Source organism: Myroides marinus (genome assembly GCF_900109075.1).
GTDB classification, from domain to species: Bacteria; Bacteroidota; Bacteroidia; order Flavobacteriales; family Flavobacteriaceae; genus Flavobacterium; species Flavobacterium marinum_A.
Window position 1 is genome coordinate 82,953 of the sequence record NZ_FNYS01000009.1, and the last position, 15,509, is coordinate 98,461.

A 15,509-nucleotide genomic window follows, 5' to 3' on the forward strand; every position below is an offset into this window, starting at 1 on the left:
TTTAATGATATAATTAACGTAGATTCCAGTGAGCCACTCCATCCATAAAAACAACAACCTTTGTTGATATAGCTTATGTCATGTTGACGAAGGAAACATCGCACTCATATTTCCACCTAGTAAGAATTATCCTAAATCTCCATTATTCACCTAAATACATAAAAAAAGACCCTATTGGGTCTTTTCATCTTATCTTCCATACTGCTGATAATAATCTTCAGCATATTTCTCTAATCTCTTAATTAATTTAATATTGCTTTTCTCTACATCAGTTAACTCATTCTCAACATTATTGTATAAAGGAATGTACCAATCTACATAGTTAAAAAACTGACGAGCTCCTCTGTTAGCAAAAGTATAGCCATGACGAGCATAGATAGTATTACGGATAATTTCTAAATCTAACTTGTGTAAATTCTTTAATTCCTTTTCACTAAGTTTTTTAGTAGAAGCATTGATTCTATAAATCTCTTCAGAAGCAGCTCTATTTACACTAGTTACATACTCTCCTCCATCGTATTTTATAATTTTCTCTCTATCATTTATCCAATCTACCATAGTCGATTCCTCTTCATATCCATCTACTTCTTCTATATAAGGTTTCAACATCACTGTAGGATCATAATTAAAATCTTTCTTCTTAATATCAAACTTTCTAGAGATAACAGGTAAGTCCTTACGATTAGAATACCAATTACCCTTAATAGAACTCTTGTCAGGAGAAATCGTAAACTTAAATACTCCATCATACTTATGATCTCCAGGTTCTTTAACTACAATGTATTGTCCAGCAGCTGTAGTCTCTACAACTTCTCCTATGAATGGTCTAACATTACCAGCAGAAACGCTATATCCTTCTACTTTTTTACCTTTAATGCTCTGAACAACAATAGTAAAAATGTTCAACGAAGAATATACCCCAGAGTTCTCATGATTCACAACATCTGCTTCAAAATCACCTGACCAAAGCCCATACTTCTTGTCAAAATCTGATATAATCCCTAAATCACTTTCTTTTGCATAAACTTCCTCTTGATCATTTGTCTCCAACTGATTGACCTTATCCTTCTTACAAGAAGTCAATAATATCAACGACAACATTACTAAACCTAACTTTTTCATCTATTTTCTTTTTTTCGTTTTATTAAATATTCTACCATTATCAAATTAAGTACCCAGCCTAACCAAGCAACAATGATATAAGCATCTAATGGTCTAGGTTGAAACAGATACACGATAACCACTTTCCACATACGCAATGTCAAAGCAGATAAGGCTAGAGCATAGCTACGCCACATATCATACTGATGTCCTTCAATATCTTTATTCAATATTCTTCTTACGCTTCGCCCTGTATAGAACAACCAAAGAACTCCTAATAATAAGAAGGCTATCTGTGCTAACAGCCCTCCATTGGCATAATACCCTATATACAACCCTGAAGGCCCTGCAAAAAACAACAATAAGATTACATAGATATACCCCAACACTCTATGCCACCTCATCGGATACAACTTCCAATTGGGAAATACCTGAAAGAATCCTATCAGTAGTACAAAAATGGAAGTGATAACATGTATGTAAAAGATGGTCAAGTAAGGAGATAATTCATGAACCTCTTCTTGCTTAATCGCTAGAAAAGCTACATCATCCTTAATCGGAAAATAAGCTAATGTTATTTGCAACATCAACACGAAAAAATAGAGCCAACTACTAATGATCAATAATTGACCTATTCTAGATTTTATACTTTTCAATATTTCCTAATTAACTATTCCTTATGCCTTCCAAGTCTAAAAACAATTTAAAACTTCAAAAAACCACACATACTCAAATAACAAAAATAATATTATTTAACAATAATTATCAAATTAAAAACAGACAACTCATAAAAAACTCATACTCCTTCCATAAAAGCAAAAAAACATATAGATATAGCTTGCGTGACACAGATTATCATCTGTCTCTACATTCTTTTTTCACGCGCTTATATCATGTTGACGAAAGAAACATCTCACTCGTATCTTCACCTACTAACCGTTATTTTAAACTCTTAATTACTTACTGTGTATCTCTAAAATGGAGAAAACACCTCTTTTTTTAAATAAAAAGGGGGTTTACACGTCCAAAAAGTAAAAAAGTAGTTCACTTTTTTCTCGCACTAAAAGACTAAAAAACAACACAAAACACTCAACAACAACACCTTATACAAAATAAAATCAAAATACTCCAAAACACTAAACGCTCTCTTATCCCAGTAACCACAGGCTTTCGAAGCAATTCCTTTCACAGTTCTCCCATGATTCTCCCATTTTGCTCTACTAGAGAGGCGTTTTGTGAAAGAACTGTAAAAGAACTATGGAACTATCCTGGAAGAAACTATCACACATATTACACTTAAAAACACTCTATACTTCTTATAAATATTTCTGTAGATTTTACTTAAACTTAGACTGAGATTAAAATATTACAAAAGAAAAGACACAAAAAAAGGTCACTAGCTGCTGCTAATGACCTTTATATTTTTTAAGAATGTTTTCTGTTTATACTGTTACACTTCTGTGAACTGTTAACTGAGAACTAATTCAAACAGAACTCCTTAATCAATGTATATTAATGCCTGTAAAGGCAAAAAACTGTGAACCGTTAACTGTACACTGTGAACCTAACACTAGTCTGCTTTTTTCCAAGTCTGTGTTCTCCCCATTAATGAGATACCTACATAACCTCTTACATCTAGTTTATCCTTTCCATTAAGCTTCACAGTACATTTGTATTGTTTTCCACTCTCTGGATCTGTGATTTTACCTCCTGTATATTCATCCCCTTTTTTCTCTAAACCTTTGATGATTACAAGTCCTTCGATAGGCTTCCCTTTATCGCTTCCTTCACACTTATCACATTTAGGATTTGGCTTAGATGGATTTAATAACTTCTTCACCTGACCGTAATACTTACCGTCTTTCTCGTAAATTTCGACAATAGATTTTTCCTTTCCAGTACTGTCATCTATCGTTTTCCACTTACCTACTATACTCTGTGCTTGTGCTGATATAGACACTGCTAATACCAAAACAATTGCTGTTAAAAAATTCTTCATAGATTGGAGTTATTTTAGTCGTTATACTCCAAATATAGCTATTTTTTTGACTTTAATTTATTTATAGCTAAATTTAATTCAAAACCTAATAATAGAATCATACAGTTAATCCACAAGTAGAACATTACTACTAATAGAGTTCCGATAGATCCATATAATTCGTTATATCTAGCGAAGCGAAGTACATAAACACCAAAGAAATAAGAAGTCAAAATATAGAGTATAGTCGTGAATACTGACCCGATAGAGATAAACGACATCTGCTTAGTCTCCTTAGCTCCGAACTTATATAGTACAGATGTGGTGAATAGTACAACTAGTAATAAGAAAATACTTCTAGACCACTGTATCAACATAAAATTGATATGAAACTTATACATCACAATCTCTAGTATTACAAAGAAGGCTACTGAGAAAATCAACATAACTGCTAGACACACGGATAGCACTAATGCTACTAAATACTGTCTAAAAAAATTACGCGAAATGGTAATGTGATAAGAAGACTCAAAACCTCCGATAATAGCAAATACTCCATTAGTCATTAAGAAAATGGATAACAAAAATCCGGATGATAGTAAGGAACGATAACTGTTATTCATAATATCACTCAGGATGGACTCTATCGCATCAAAGGTATTCGGAGGAACCGAACTAGCGATAAACTGCATAAAGTCTACCTGAAAGTTATCAATAGGAATATATGGGATAAGGTTAAGGATAAATAAGGCAAAGGGAAATAAGGCCATAAAAAAGCTGAAAGCAATAGATCCTGCTCGGTAGGAGAACGCTCCTTTAATAATACCTAACAAATACAACTCTACGAGATCATAAAGAGAATACCCTTCTAAAACCTTAAATCGAACACATTTTAGCGCTCTAACTATCGTTCTTATAATTGGTATTCTATCTAGTCTTTCTTCAATTTCCTGCGACATTACTTCTCTTTTCTTATTTCATATTATTTTTGAGGATGAGCTACATTTCCTTTTGATGTATCATATCCCTTGTGATTAGCTTTAAAAAAAAAGCTGATAATCAAAATTAAAAGTATAGCCACTACTGCTATAACTCCAATCGTTTTATAAGTATTAGTCAAATATTGGGGATCAAAAAGTGAAATATCCCAGAATCCTAATACTATATATAGTGCAGTAGTCAATACGACTACACAAGCGATAAATCCTATTATATACTTCATATACTAAAGTTTAGACAAGATTTCTTTTTTCTTACTATCGTAATCTTCTTGGCTGATAATCCCCTCCTGCAACAGGATATTTAACTTCTTTAGTGTTGTTAAACCATCTGTATCTCCTTGAGACAAGACTTGATTAGAAGCCATACTCAGTTGCTTTCCTAATTCTAATCCTGCTCCCATCTGTACTCCTGCTCCTGCTAAACCACCTTGATTACGTGCTGCATCTCTTAGAGCTTTTAATTTCTCTAATTCTTCATAAGATAGACCTGCCACCTCAGCAGCTTTGACATCAGAAGTAATATCTGACACAGTAGCTATTCGCTTTTGGGTCTGCTTATCGAATACAGTTCCTATCACTTTAAAGTCCGTTAATACTACTCCTAGAGCACTAAACTCTTCGTTTATTTTACTCTTTAAATCAACAGATATTGTATCTAAGTTACTATCTATTTCTGTATATCCAAAAGATACTGAAGACAAATAACTCGTAATTATCTGCGGAATGCGATTAGTAACTATCTCTTTAAAATCATTTGCTGTAAATACACTAGCATTGCTAATAATATCTCGGTACAAGAAATTAATATCCTGTATCTTAAAAGAATAAGTTCCGTTAACTCCTAACTCTACTGGAATATTATACTGCTTATCTACATACTTTATAGCAGATGGTGTACCCCAAGGTTGGTTTAAGACTTGTGACTGTCTGAAGAAATAAATCTTCAACTTATGCTCACTCTCAAAGTTCTGACGAATATTTAATAACGTAGTAATAAAAGGGTGATTAGCTGTAGATAGGCTAAACACGCCTTCTTCTAACAGTACATCCTGTACTTTACCATCATAGACTAATACACATCCCTGACTAGGTGCTACGATTAGCTTAGAGGCATTCTTAATCTCATCTGTAGGCGATGGAAACTGATACCACAACACATTAGATTGTTGGTCTTTCCACTCAATAACTGATGCTAACTGCTTTTTAAAAAGATTGAATATTCCCATATTATAACTCTTTACCTATTGTCTTAATTTCGTATAAATCAGAAGCCATCTGTATGTCTCCCTCTTTATTAACAACTACAATCTTAGTACTATCTAGTCTGACTAAGATATTATCACCTTCTACACTAGAAGAACGCACTTGTGTCCAGTCTGTCTTCTTAGTCCATATGACACTTCCATCTAAGCTACTAATCTTTTGTAACGTAATAGTCTCTTTTTCTAAAACTGACATCTTGATAGCGATGATTACAGACTCTGCATCACTTGCTAATATCTTTCCTCCATCTACATAAGTGTGATTAGGTGTTAGGTCTTTTATAGAAACTATTTTAGCCTTTGCTTTAGTATAAGGCATCACCAAAACTTTTTTATAAGGTGATCTCTCTGTGAATATTCCAGATCCTCCATAATCTTTTCTCCATCCAAAGTTGACATTGTACTGTGGATATCCTCGCTGAGTCATATGCTCATATTGTATCAACTGTATTTCTTCATCTGGAAAATCATGACTCACGCTAGAAAATTTATACGAAGTAGTCTTCTCAGGATCTGGTAACTGTCTGTCATATATATTAGACACCTTATCTATAGGTAGCACTACTCCTATAGAATCATACAATACATACTGTTTTCCCTTATTATTAGTTACTGTTAAGCATCCGTCAAAATTTCTAGATTCAACAGCTGCTACACCTCCAGCAAATTCTGGATACTTGACAAAGAAAGTATCTGTTACATTTTCAAACACTTTATGTGATGGATTGTATAAGAATAAATAATAGTGGTTAACGATTAAGAATAATTCATCATTCGCTCCTCTATAATAGTCTAGCCTAGTACTCTGTGTCCCTGCTCCTATAACTGATAAATCTACTTCTATTGCTTTTCGACTTATTTCTTCTCCTGTCTTAGCGTCTAAGATGACAGTGATCACACTATTCTCCTTGCCTTTTTCTGCAAAAATATCATTAAACCATCCTGTGTAAACAATAACTTCATTCCCTTTAGGGTCTTTTATCATATCTACTTCATTAATTGAAGCATTTACATATCTTACGTCTCTCGCTGGCGGCGGAGTGGTATTATAACCAGTAGAATTAACGTTCTCTGGTGTTGAATCTGTCATTAAGAAAGAAGTTACCTGATAAGCAAAATAGACAAAAATAACGATAGATAATCCTATCATTGCTTTCTTCGCTACTTGTACTCCTTGCTCTGGGTTATAACTTCCTTTATTGTAATTGTGATTAATAGTAATATCATCATTATCTAAAAAGAACTGTGTATTACAGCTCCTACAGATATAGTGATCTTTCTTAGTCTCATCGACTTGATTGCTACCACACTGCGGACATACTATTTTCTTGATTGTTTTGGCCATGCTTTTGTTTTACTATAGAACTGCTTTTAGGCTTAAGTCCATATTGTGTACTGAATGTGTCAATGCTCCTGAAGAAACATAGTTCACTCCACATAGTGCATATTCTCTGACCGTACTCTCATCGATATTACCTGATGACTCTGTCTGACATTGATCTCCGATAAGTGCTACTGCCTCACGTGTCATCTCATAATCAAAGTTATCTAGTAGAATGCGGTGTACATTATCACATGCTAAGATTTGTCTTACCTCATCGATGCTACGTGCTTCCACGATAATCTTTAGGTCTTTATTATTGTCTTTTAAGTATTGATTCGTCTTATCGATAGCTTGTTTAATCCCTCCAGCGAAGTCAATATGGTTATCTTTAAGCATAATCATATCGTATAGAGCGAAACGGTGGTTCTCACCTCCTGCTATCTTCACTGCCCACTTCTCTATAGCTCTGATACCTGGTGTAGTCTTACGTGTATCTAATATCTTAGTACCTGTTCCTTCTAATAAGTTAACGAATACGCGTGTCTTCGTAGCGATAGCACTCATGCGTTGCATAGCATTAAGCATTAGACGTTCTGCTTTAAGGATAGATTGAGACGATCCTGATACATATAGTACAACATCTCCTACTTTCACTTCTGCTCCATCCGCTATACATACTTCTACTTCTAAAGTAGGGTCTACATAAGCTAATACCATCTTAGCAAACTCTACACCTGCTATATATCCGTCTTCTTTTACTAATAACTTCGCTTTACCTGTAGCTGTAGCAGGAATACATGCTAATGAGCTATGGTCTCCATCTCCTACATCTTCGCGTATAGCGTTCTTTATAATTATATCTAGTTCTGCTTTAAATTGCTCTTCTGAAATCATATTAAAAAAAATTTGCGATGCTAAAATAAGAAATGTTTTACCAAATCTTATTATAGAACATCGCAAACTATGAGTTGAGTAGTTGGGATTCTATGTATATCCTAACTATTATTTTATGAGATTATCCGATAGTTACTCCTAACATTTTATAGAATTCTCTAAGGATATCTGGATGACCTGGCCAAGCTGGAGAAGTCACTAAGTTACCATCTACTACTGCTTTATCAACGCCTACTTCCTTATATGTGCCACCTGCCAGAGTTACTTCTGGTCCTACTGCAGGATATGCTGTTAAGGTTCTTCCTTTTAATACATCTGCAGGAGTCAATACTTGTATTCCGTGGCAGATAGCTGCTACTGGTAAGTTCTTCTCAAAGAAGTACTTTACAAAGTCAATCACCTTACTATTAAGACGAATATATTCTGATGATCTTCCTCCACAGATATATAGTCCATCGTAATCTGAAATATTCACCTCGTCAAATGATTTATTAATCACAAAATTATGTCCTCTTAGTTCTGCATAAGTTTGAAATCCTACGAAGTCGTGTACTGCTGTAGCGATTACTTCATTCTTCTTCTTACCTGGGCATACTACATCTACCTGTACACCTACTGATAATAGTGCTTGATAAGGTACCATCACTTCATAATCTTCTACGAAGTCACCTGCTAACATTAAAACTGATTTTGCCATTTTTATTCTTTTTGATTAATATGCTTCTAAGATAATTATTTAAATGTATCTTCTGTGTTATCATTCTAAAAAAAGAGGCTAAAAATGCTTATTCACTCATACTTTTTAGTAATTTTAAACAAAATCAAGAACAACTTAAAATACAATCATCCCTATGAAATCAAAAATTGCCATGTTAGCGCTTGCAGTAACTACATTAGTTAGCTGTAACCAAAAAGTAGCTCCTACTCAAAATGTAAAAGTTCAAGACCTATATACTATAGAAGTACCTGGTACATTTGCAGCAATGCAAGAACTATATCCTAATGCAGATATACAATACGGAAATACATTTAAACAAATGTATCTAGTAACTACACATGAAGATAAATCTAAAACTGCTAACTTCGATGAGTATGTAACGAAGAGTCTAGCTGGATATAATAAAAGACCTAATTATGAGATCATCAATCAAGAGGATGTGCGCATAAATGGGATAGCAGGTAAACGCTATGAAATACAAATGTCTCAAGAAAAGGATATGATGTATATGATACAGGTAATGCTAGACGGTAAAAAAGCTAATTATCAATATATTACTTGGACAACTGGAGAGAACAGACAAGCTCAAAAAGATAATTTCTTAAATACTTTAGCATCTTTTAAAGAACAATAATATTTTAACAAAGTTTAAACATTAACAGATGGCTTTTGTTGTACCTTTATAGTACTCAAAATGAGTGCTTAAAAGCACTAAATAGTTAAATACAAAATATTATGAAAAAATTAAATTTAGCTTTAGCAGTATTAGCAACAAGTACTATGTTATTCTCTTGTGGTGAGAAAAAAGCAGATACTACAACTACTCCAACAGAAACTCCTGCTGAGGCTCCTGCAGCTCCAGAAGAAGTAACTGGTGTACAAATCACTATCAATGCTGGTGATGATATGAAGTTTGACCAAAGCGAAATCAAAGTTCCTGTAGGAGAAAAAGTTACTTTAACTTTAAAACACACAGGTAAAATGGACAAAGCTGTTATGGGACACAACTGGGTATTATTAAAACCAGGTACTGATATGACTGCTTTTGCTACTGACGCTTCTCAAGCTGCTGATACAGATTATATCGCTGCTAAAGATGCAGATAAAGTAGTTGCTCATACTAAAACTATCGGTGGTGGAGAAACTACTACAGTAGAATTCACAATCACTGAAGCTGGTACTTACGATTTCTTATGTACTTTCCCAGCTCACTTCGCTATGATGCAAGGTAAATTAATCGCTGAATAGTATTATCACATTCAATATTAGAAGGAGTTGCTCAATGGGCAGCTCCTTTTTTATTACCCTATTCTTAGAGTGCGACTTTCTCCTCTTAATAGGAATACCCTATATTCTACTATAAAAAAGCATAAAATATGTTAAATATGACGATTTAAGGTCATTTTACCTCAAAATATGCAGTCATATTTTTCTGACTAATTGGTTATTCTTATTTAAGCGTGTATATTTGTGTTCAACAAATTAGCATATAAAATGAAAAAAATTGTATTGTCATTAGCTGTAATCGCTACGTTGACTCTTGCATCTTGTGGAAACAAAAATGCAGATAAGGCAACAACTACTACTGAACAAGAAGTTGCTGTAGAACAAGGAGATAAATACTCTATCAACTTAACTGAGAGTAATGTAACTTGGAAAGTAGGTCACAAAGGAGGAGTAAATCCTCGTTATGGTACTTTAACTTTAAAAGCTGGTGATATCGCTATCGATGCTAATGGGTTAAATGCTGGTTCTTACACTATCGATATGACATCGATCAATGCAGATATCGCTTCTGTAGATAATGACGCAACTAAAAAAGGAGATTTAGAAGGACACTTAAAAAGTGCTGACTTCTTTAACGTAGAAGCTAATCCTACTGTTGATTTTAAAATCACTAAAGTAGAAGATTTCGACGCTGCTAAACATACTAGCAAAGTAGAAGGAGCTAACAAAGTAGTAAGTGGAAACTTAACTATCTTAGGAAAAACTGTAAACATCACTTTCCCTGCTAAAGTTACTGTAGAAAACGGTAAAGCTGTTATGGATGCTTCATTCGTAGCTGACCGTACAGAATGGGGATTAGTATTCGGTACTACTGATAAAGATTCAGGTGCAGCTCTTAACCCAGCTGATTGGGCTATCAGTAAAGATATGGAAATTGGTATTCATTTAGTAGCTGATAAAGTAGCTGAATAATTACTCTAAAACATACTATACAAAGAGTTACTCAAATGAGTAACTCTTTTTTTATTGCTAATTCTAAAACGGTTAAAAGAATAAAGCCGTAACTTTGATAATCTGAATAGAGATTAAATATTATGAAGCATTTTGACATTATAATTATAGGGGGTGGCCCTATAGGTATAGCTTGTGGGATAGAAGCAAAGAAAAACGGATTGTCTTATCTTATCATTGAGAAAGGATGTCTAGTGAACTCACTTTATCACTATCCTGTCAATATGCAATTCTTCTCGTCTTCTGAACTATTAGAATTAGATAAAATCCCTTTTATCAGCAAGGAGAACAAACCTCGTCGTAGCGAAGCTTTAGAATACTACCGTAGAGTAGTTACTACAAATGAGCTTAACATCAACTTATTTGAGGCTGTTATAGAAACTCAAAAAGACAAAGAAGGTATATTCCACGTAAAAACGTCTAAGGATAGCTATACAGCTAAAGATGTTATTATCGCTACTGGTTTTTATGACATTCCTAATCCGCTAAACATTCCAGGAGAAAACCTTCCTAAAGTATCACACTACTATACAGATCCTCATTACTATGCTGGTATGGATGTAGTCGTAGTTGGTGCAAGTAATTCTTCTGTGGATGCTGCACTAGAGTGCTACCGCAAAGGAGCTAAAGTAACAATGGTAGTCAGAGATAGTGAGATTAGTTCACACGTTAAATATTGGGTAAAACCTGATATAGAAAACAGAATTAAAGAAGGAAGTATCACTGCTCTATTCAACAGTAATATTAAAGAAATAACTGATAATTCAGTCGTAATCAACAATAATAACGAAGAAATCACAATAAAAAACGACTTTGTCCTTGCACTTACGGGATATCGTCCTAACTTTGTGTTTTTAGAACAATTAGGTGTATCTATTTCTAATGATGAGAATAGAACTCCTACTTACAATACAGAAACTATGGAAACAAATGTGACGAACTTATATTTAGCAGGTGTAGTATGCGGTGGTTTAAACACGCACACTTGGTTTATTGAGAACTCTAGAATTCACGCTGTTACCATTCTTACACACATCATCTCTAAGTATCGATATTGTCGATTTTAGGACTTGCATTCCTTACACACTCCTTTAGCTACAACGTCTATATCATCTAGCTGAAAACCAGCTGGAACTTCTATTTTAGGAATAGACACTTGTGTTAGACAGATTGTCTTTTTACAATTGCTACACACAAAATGTAAATGAGTATCGTGATGATGATCTTCATCACACTCCTGAGCACATAATGCATATTGAGTAACATTATTAGTCGTAATACTATGAAGCAGTCCTTTGCTTTCAAAGGTTTTTACTGTTCTATATAAAGTCACTCGATCAGATTGTTCAAAGCTTGCTTCTATATCGGCAAGTGATACTGCACCTTTTTGTTTCTTCAGAAACTTCAGCACCAATAAACGCATCGCAGTAGGATTAATCTTTTTAGCTTCTAATTCTTGCTCTAAACTAAGTGTACTCATTTTATTTCATTTTGTGTAATAACAAAGATAAACATTGTTTATCGATTGTGCAGTTTATCTCACCGACATTCTATTTAACAACATCTTAGCTTAAATACAATCAGAATTATTTAATCAAAATAAACATATTTGACTGTTATAGTAGAAAATAAAAACATATATTTATTTTTTCACAACAATCAAACTAAAAATATAAACTCAAAGTGAATAGTAAACTTATAGGGAGTTCCCTTATTATAGCAGGTACAGCAATCGGTGGTGGAATGTTAGCCATGCCGATTATATCATCAGGTGTAGGATTTATAGGCATCACAATAGTAATGATACTAATATGGTTAACGATGTGTTATACCGCTATTCTATTAGTAGAAACTTATAAAGACAATAATCCCGAAGATGGACTAAGCACCATGACATATAAATATCTAGGTAAAGCAGGTTCTATAGTTACTGGAATTAGTATGTTAACGTTAATGTATGCATTAGTAAGTGCCTATATTGCCGGAGGTAGTGATATTCTACGATTAAATCTAAGCAAATGGCTAGGTGCTGATATTAGCCCACAGATAACAGCCTTTATATTCACCGTATTATTTGGAGGTATTGTTGGTCTTGGAGCTCGTATAGTAGATATTGCGACAAAATGGATATTTGTCATCAAACTATTATTTCTATTTGTGGTAATTGTGGTAATCTTTGGACATGTCAAAATAGACAATTTATTACAAATGCCCTTAGAGAGTAAGCTGTTCTTCTCTTCTATTCCTGTTATATTCACTTCATTTGGTTTTCATATTGTTGTACCTAGTATGGTAAAATACTTAGATGGAGATATCAAGATGCTGAAAAAGGCTTTTATCTACGGAAGTTTATTACCACTTATCGTATATGTTATTTGGCAATTGTCAATCCTAGGTAGTATAGAACCAGAGACGTTCTTCACTATTATCAAAGAGACTAAAGGATTAGAAGCTGTAATCATAGCTGTAAATGGAGTATCTGAATCTAAATGGATGAATATACCATTAAACATATTCTTTGCAGCAGCTATCCTTACTTCATTCTTAGGAGTTGCACTGGCTTTATTTGATTATGTGAAAGACCTGAGTAAGAAAAAGTCATTTGGAAAAAACACAGTGATTATATACCTAATCACATTTATTCCACCTTTACTATTTGCTTTGTACTACCCAAAAGGCTTTGTAATAGCTCTTAGTTATGCAGCGATATCTGTAGTGATCACGTCTCTATTTATTCCTGTACTGATGTACATTAAAGTAAAACAAGAGAGAAAAGAATCTATAACTTTATTCCAAAAGATAGCTTTTAGCCTGATTTTTGCTTTTGGAACGAGCATCTTGGTAATACAAGTATTAATGACAGCGGGAATTCTCCCAATCTTAGATTAATGAAACAAAAACTAATTCAACGAATTAAATAAATTTAAACAAATAGAAATGCAAAAAATTATCGGAAGTATCCTAATTGTCGCAGGTACGACAATTGGAGCAGGAATGTTAGCAATGCCAATTATCTCAGCAAGTGTAGGCTTTACCTTTATGGCCTTTATCTTGTTCTGTATCTGGTTTGCTATGTATTATACTGCTATACTTTTGGTAGATGTCTATAAATATAACCCTCCTACTGATGGGCTAAATACACTTACTGTAAAATACCTAGGTAACTCAGGTGCAGTAGTAACGGCAATCAGTATGTTAGTATTAATGTACGCTTTAGTAAGTGCTTATATCACTGGAGGAGGTGAAATACTTAGAACAAATTTAGAGAACTGGTTAGATATAGAGATCTCTTCTCATATATCAGCTTTCTTATTCTCTGCTGTCTTTGGGAGTATTATTGCTTTTGGTACGAGAGTAGTTGACTTTAGTAATAAGATTGTTTTCTCTATCAAGCTATTCTTTTTATGTATTGTTATGGCATTACTATTACCAAAAATAGAAGCTATACACTTACAACATATGCCTAGCACAAGTATTCCTGTACTAGCGACTATCCCTGTTATCTTTACTAGCTTTGGGTTCTACGTTGTAATACCAAGCTTAGTGAAATACTTAGAGGGTAATATTAAACAGCTAAAAATGGTATTTCTGATAGGAAGTATTACTCCTCTAATCTTATACCTAGTATGGGAACTTACATTCTTAGGTAATCTAGACAGTAATACATTCGTAACTATACTTAACGAAAACTCTAAATTAGACGGTTTAGTAAAAGCAGTAAGACAGGTAAATGATTCTGATATGATACGCGTATCTTTTACACTATTTGCCTCTGCAGCATTACTAACTTCTTTCTGGGGAGTAGCAATGGCCTTAAAAGATTATATACAAGACTTAGGAAAGAATAAACCATTAATTAAAAACACTTTCTCTGCAATGTTGTTGACGTTTATTCCACCTTTAGTATTTGCTATATTCTATCCTGATGGTTTTGTCATAGCTCTAGGGTATGCCTCTGTTCCTTTAGTAGTATTAGCGTTGATTATGCCTATGCTAATGCTCTCTAAAGCTCAAAAACAAGCAGGAGTAAAACAACCTATAACACAGAAAATAGCCTTCTTATTCTTATGGGCTCTATCTGCTCTTATATTTTTACTTCAAGGTCTTATGGTAGCTGAGATTATACCAGCATACTAAGCTTAAAACAACTATATACAATATAGCAGCCGACTTAATCTAGATTAAGAAATTTCTAGATTAAGTCGGCTTTCTTATTTTAAAGCGTTACTCCTCAGTACATTTGTACTATAAAACAACGAAATATGAAAAATATAGTTTTGATTGGAGCAACTGGATATGTAGGTTCAGCTATATTAAACGAATTAATTCACCGCCAAAATGAAGTAACTGCTATTGCAAGAAATACTTCATCTATCACCAATAATACATTAGTCAAAAAGTTAGCATTAGACATCACTAATCAAGCAGAACTAGTAAAAGCATTAAAAGGTGCAGATGTTGTCATCAGTGCATTTAACGCAGGATGGAATAATCCTAACTTATACGATGACTTTACAACGGGAGCACAAACTATACACAATGCTGTAAGAGAAGCTAAAGTGAAGCGATTAATCGTTATAGGTGGTGCGGGAACATTGTATATCAAACCAGGTTTACAACTAGTAGACTCTGCGGACTTTCCTGAGTTTATAAAACCCGGAGCTACAGCAGTAAGAGACTACTTTGAGAATATACTAAGCAAAGAAGAAAGCTTTGCTTGGACATACTTTAGCCCTGCTATAGAGATGAATTATTTAAACCCTGGTAAACGCACAGGACACTTCAGATTAGGTACTAATGCTCCCGTATACGATAGTGAGTGTAGAAGTAGAGTATCTGTGGAAGACGTAGCCGTAACTATCGCAGATGAAGTAGAGAATGGTCAGTTCTTAAACAGACAATTTACAATAGGATATTAATAAATATATACTAAGTCCCCATAAAAGAAAACAACAAATAAGTCCCCACATAAGGAAACAACATATCAACAACA

At 33.9% G+C, this 15,509-nt stretch carries 17 protein-coding genes; 7 read left to right on the top strand and 10 right to left on the bottom strand.

Translation table 11 applies throughout. From position 1 onward, the window contains the following. Positions 1–189: 189 nt before the first annotated feature. The 9 genes from BMX53_RS10780 to BMX53_RS10820 form a co-directional block, all read right to left on the bottom strand. On the bottom strand, positions 190–1,122 hold the full coding sequence (locus BMX53_RS10780) for a YARHG domain-containing protein (RefSeq protein WP_074746254.1): 933 nt from the start codon (positions 1,120–1,122) through the stop codon (positions 190–192). Then, a complete protein-coding gene (locus tag BMX53_RS10785) occupies positions 1,119–1,688 on the bottom strand; it encodes a DUF2306 domain-containing protein (RefSeq protein ID WP_083394412.1) in 570 nt (189 codons plus the stop codon). Before BMX53_RS10785 ends, BMX53_RS10780 begins: the two co-directional genes overlap by 4 nt. 983 nt (positions 1,689–2,671) lie before the next feature. Next, a complete protein-coding gene (locus tag BMX53_RS10790) occupies positions 2,672–3,100 on the bottom strand; it encodes a DUF2147 domain-containing protein (RefSeq protein ID WP_038986194.1) in 429 nt (142 codons plus the stop codon). Positions 3,101–3,138: 38 nt separating this feature from the next. Beyond that, complete coding sequence (locus BMX53_RS10795) at positions 3,139–4,038, bottom strand: YihY/virulence factor BrkB family protein (RefSeq protein WP_074746258.1); 900 nt, start codon at positions 4,036–4,038, stop codon at positions 3,139–3,141. Between the two features lie 23 nt (positions 4,039–4,061). After that, positions 4,062–4,301 carry a hypothetical protein gene (locus BMX53_RS10800; RefSeq protein ID WP_074746260.1) on the bottom strand — a complete coding sequence of 80 codons (240 nt, stop codon included), beginning with the start codon at positions 4,299–4,301 and terminating at the stop codon, positions 4,062–4,064. A gap of 3 nt (positions 4,302–4,304) precedes the next feature. Then, complete coding sequence (locus BMX53_RS10805; RefSeq protein WP_074746261.1) at positions 4,305–5,306, bottom strand: SPFH domain-containing protein; 1,002 nt, start codon at positions 5,304–5,306, stop codon at positions 4,305–4,307. 1 nt (position 5,307) lies between these two features. Beyond that, entirely contained in the window at positions 5,308–6,687 is a 1,380-nt protein-coding gene (locus BMX53_RS10810; RefSeq protein ID WP_074746262.1) for a hypothetical protein, read from the bottom strand. 12 nt (positions 6,688–6,699) lie between these two features. Further along, positions 6,700–7,560 carry a carboxylating nicotinate-nucleotide diphosphorylase gene (gene nadC, locus BMX53_RS10815; RefSeq protein ID WP_074746264.1) on the bottom strand — a complete coding sequence of 287 codons (861 nt, stop codon included), beginning with the start codon at positions 7,558–7,560 and terminating at the stop codon, positions 6,700–6,702. 121 nt (positions 7,561–7,681) lie between these two features. Continuing rightward, positions 7,682–8,257: a DJ-1/PfpI family protein gene (locus tag BMX53_RS10820; RefSeq protein ID WP_074746266.1), complete on the bottom strand. Its 576-nt coding sequence runs from the start codon at positions 8,255–8,257 to the stop codon at positions 7,682–7,684. 154 nt (positions 8,258–8,411) lie between these two features. Between BMX53_RS10820 and BMX53_RS10825 the strand changes: the two genes are divergently transcribed. The 4 genes from BMX53_RS10825 to BMX53_RS10840 all read left to right on the top strand — a co-directional run bounded on the left by BMX53_RS10825 (position 8,412) and on the right by BMX53_RS10840 (position 11,583). After that, positions 8,412–8,912, top strand: a complete 501-nt coding sequence (locus tag BMX53_RS10825) for a DcrB/PsbP domain-containing protein (RefSeq protein WP_074746268.1) — start codon at positions 8,412–8,414, stop codon at positions 8,910–8,912. 101 nt (positions 8,913–9,013) lie between these two features. Continuing rightward, on the top strand, positions 9,014–9,526 hold the full coding sequence (gene azu / locus BMX53_RS10830) for an azurin (RefSeq protein WP_038986209.1): 513 nt from the start codon (positions 9,014–9,016) through the stop codon (positions 9,524–9,526). 246 nt (positions 9,527–9,772) lie between these two features. Continuing rightward, the gene (locus BMX53_RS10835; RefSeq protein WP_038986211.1) at positions 9,773–10,477 is read left to right on the top strand and encodes a YceI family protein; all 705 of its coding nucleotides are present in this window, start codon (positions 9,773–9,775) and stop codon (positions 10,475–10,477) included. A 122-nt stretch (positions 10,478–10,599) separates the two neighbouring features. Continuing rightward, entirely contained in the window at positions 10,600–11,583 is a 984-nt protein-coding gene (locus BMX53_RS10840) for a YpdA family putative bacillithiol disulfide reductase (RefSeq protein ID WP_074746270.1), read from the top strand. Here the strand turns inward: BMX53_RS10840 and BMX53_RS10845 are convergent. Continuing rightward, complete coding sequence (locus BMX53_RS10845) at positions 11,580–11,996, bottom strand: Fur family transcriptional regulator (protein ID WP_038986213.1); 417 nt, start codon at positions 11,994–11,996, stop codon at positions 11,580–11,582. The genes BMX53_RS10840 and BMX53_RS10845 overlap by 4 nt on opposite strands. A 203-nt stretch (positions 11,997–12,199) precedes the next feature. Here BMX53_RS10845 and BMX53_RS10850 point away from each other — a divergent pair, with 203 nt between their 5' ends. The 3 genes from BMX53_RS10850 (at position 12,200) to BMX53_RS10860 (ending at position 15,435) form a co-directional block, all read left to right on the top strand. Further along, positions 12,200–13,405: an aromatic amino acid transport family protein gene (locus BMX53_RS10850; RefSeq protein ID WP_074746272.1), complete on the top strand. Its 1,206-nt coding sequence runs from the start codon at positions 12,200–12,202 to the stop codon at positions 13,403–13,405. Positions 13,406–13,453: 48 nt separating this feature from the next. Continuing rightward, entirely contained in the window at positions 13,454–14,653 is a 1,200-nt protein-coding gene (locus tag BMX53_RS10855; protein WP_074746274.1) for an aromatic amino acid transport family protein, read from the top strand. Positions 14,654–14,778: 125 nt separating this feature from the next. Next, positions 14,779–15,435, top strand: a complete 657-nt coding sequence (locus BMX53_RS10860) for an NAD(P)-dependent oxidoreductase (protein ID WP_074746276.1) — start codon at positions 14,779–14,781, stop codon at positions 15,433–15,435. The last annotated feature ends 74 nt before the right edge of the window (positions 15,436–15,509 follow it).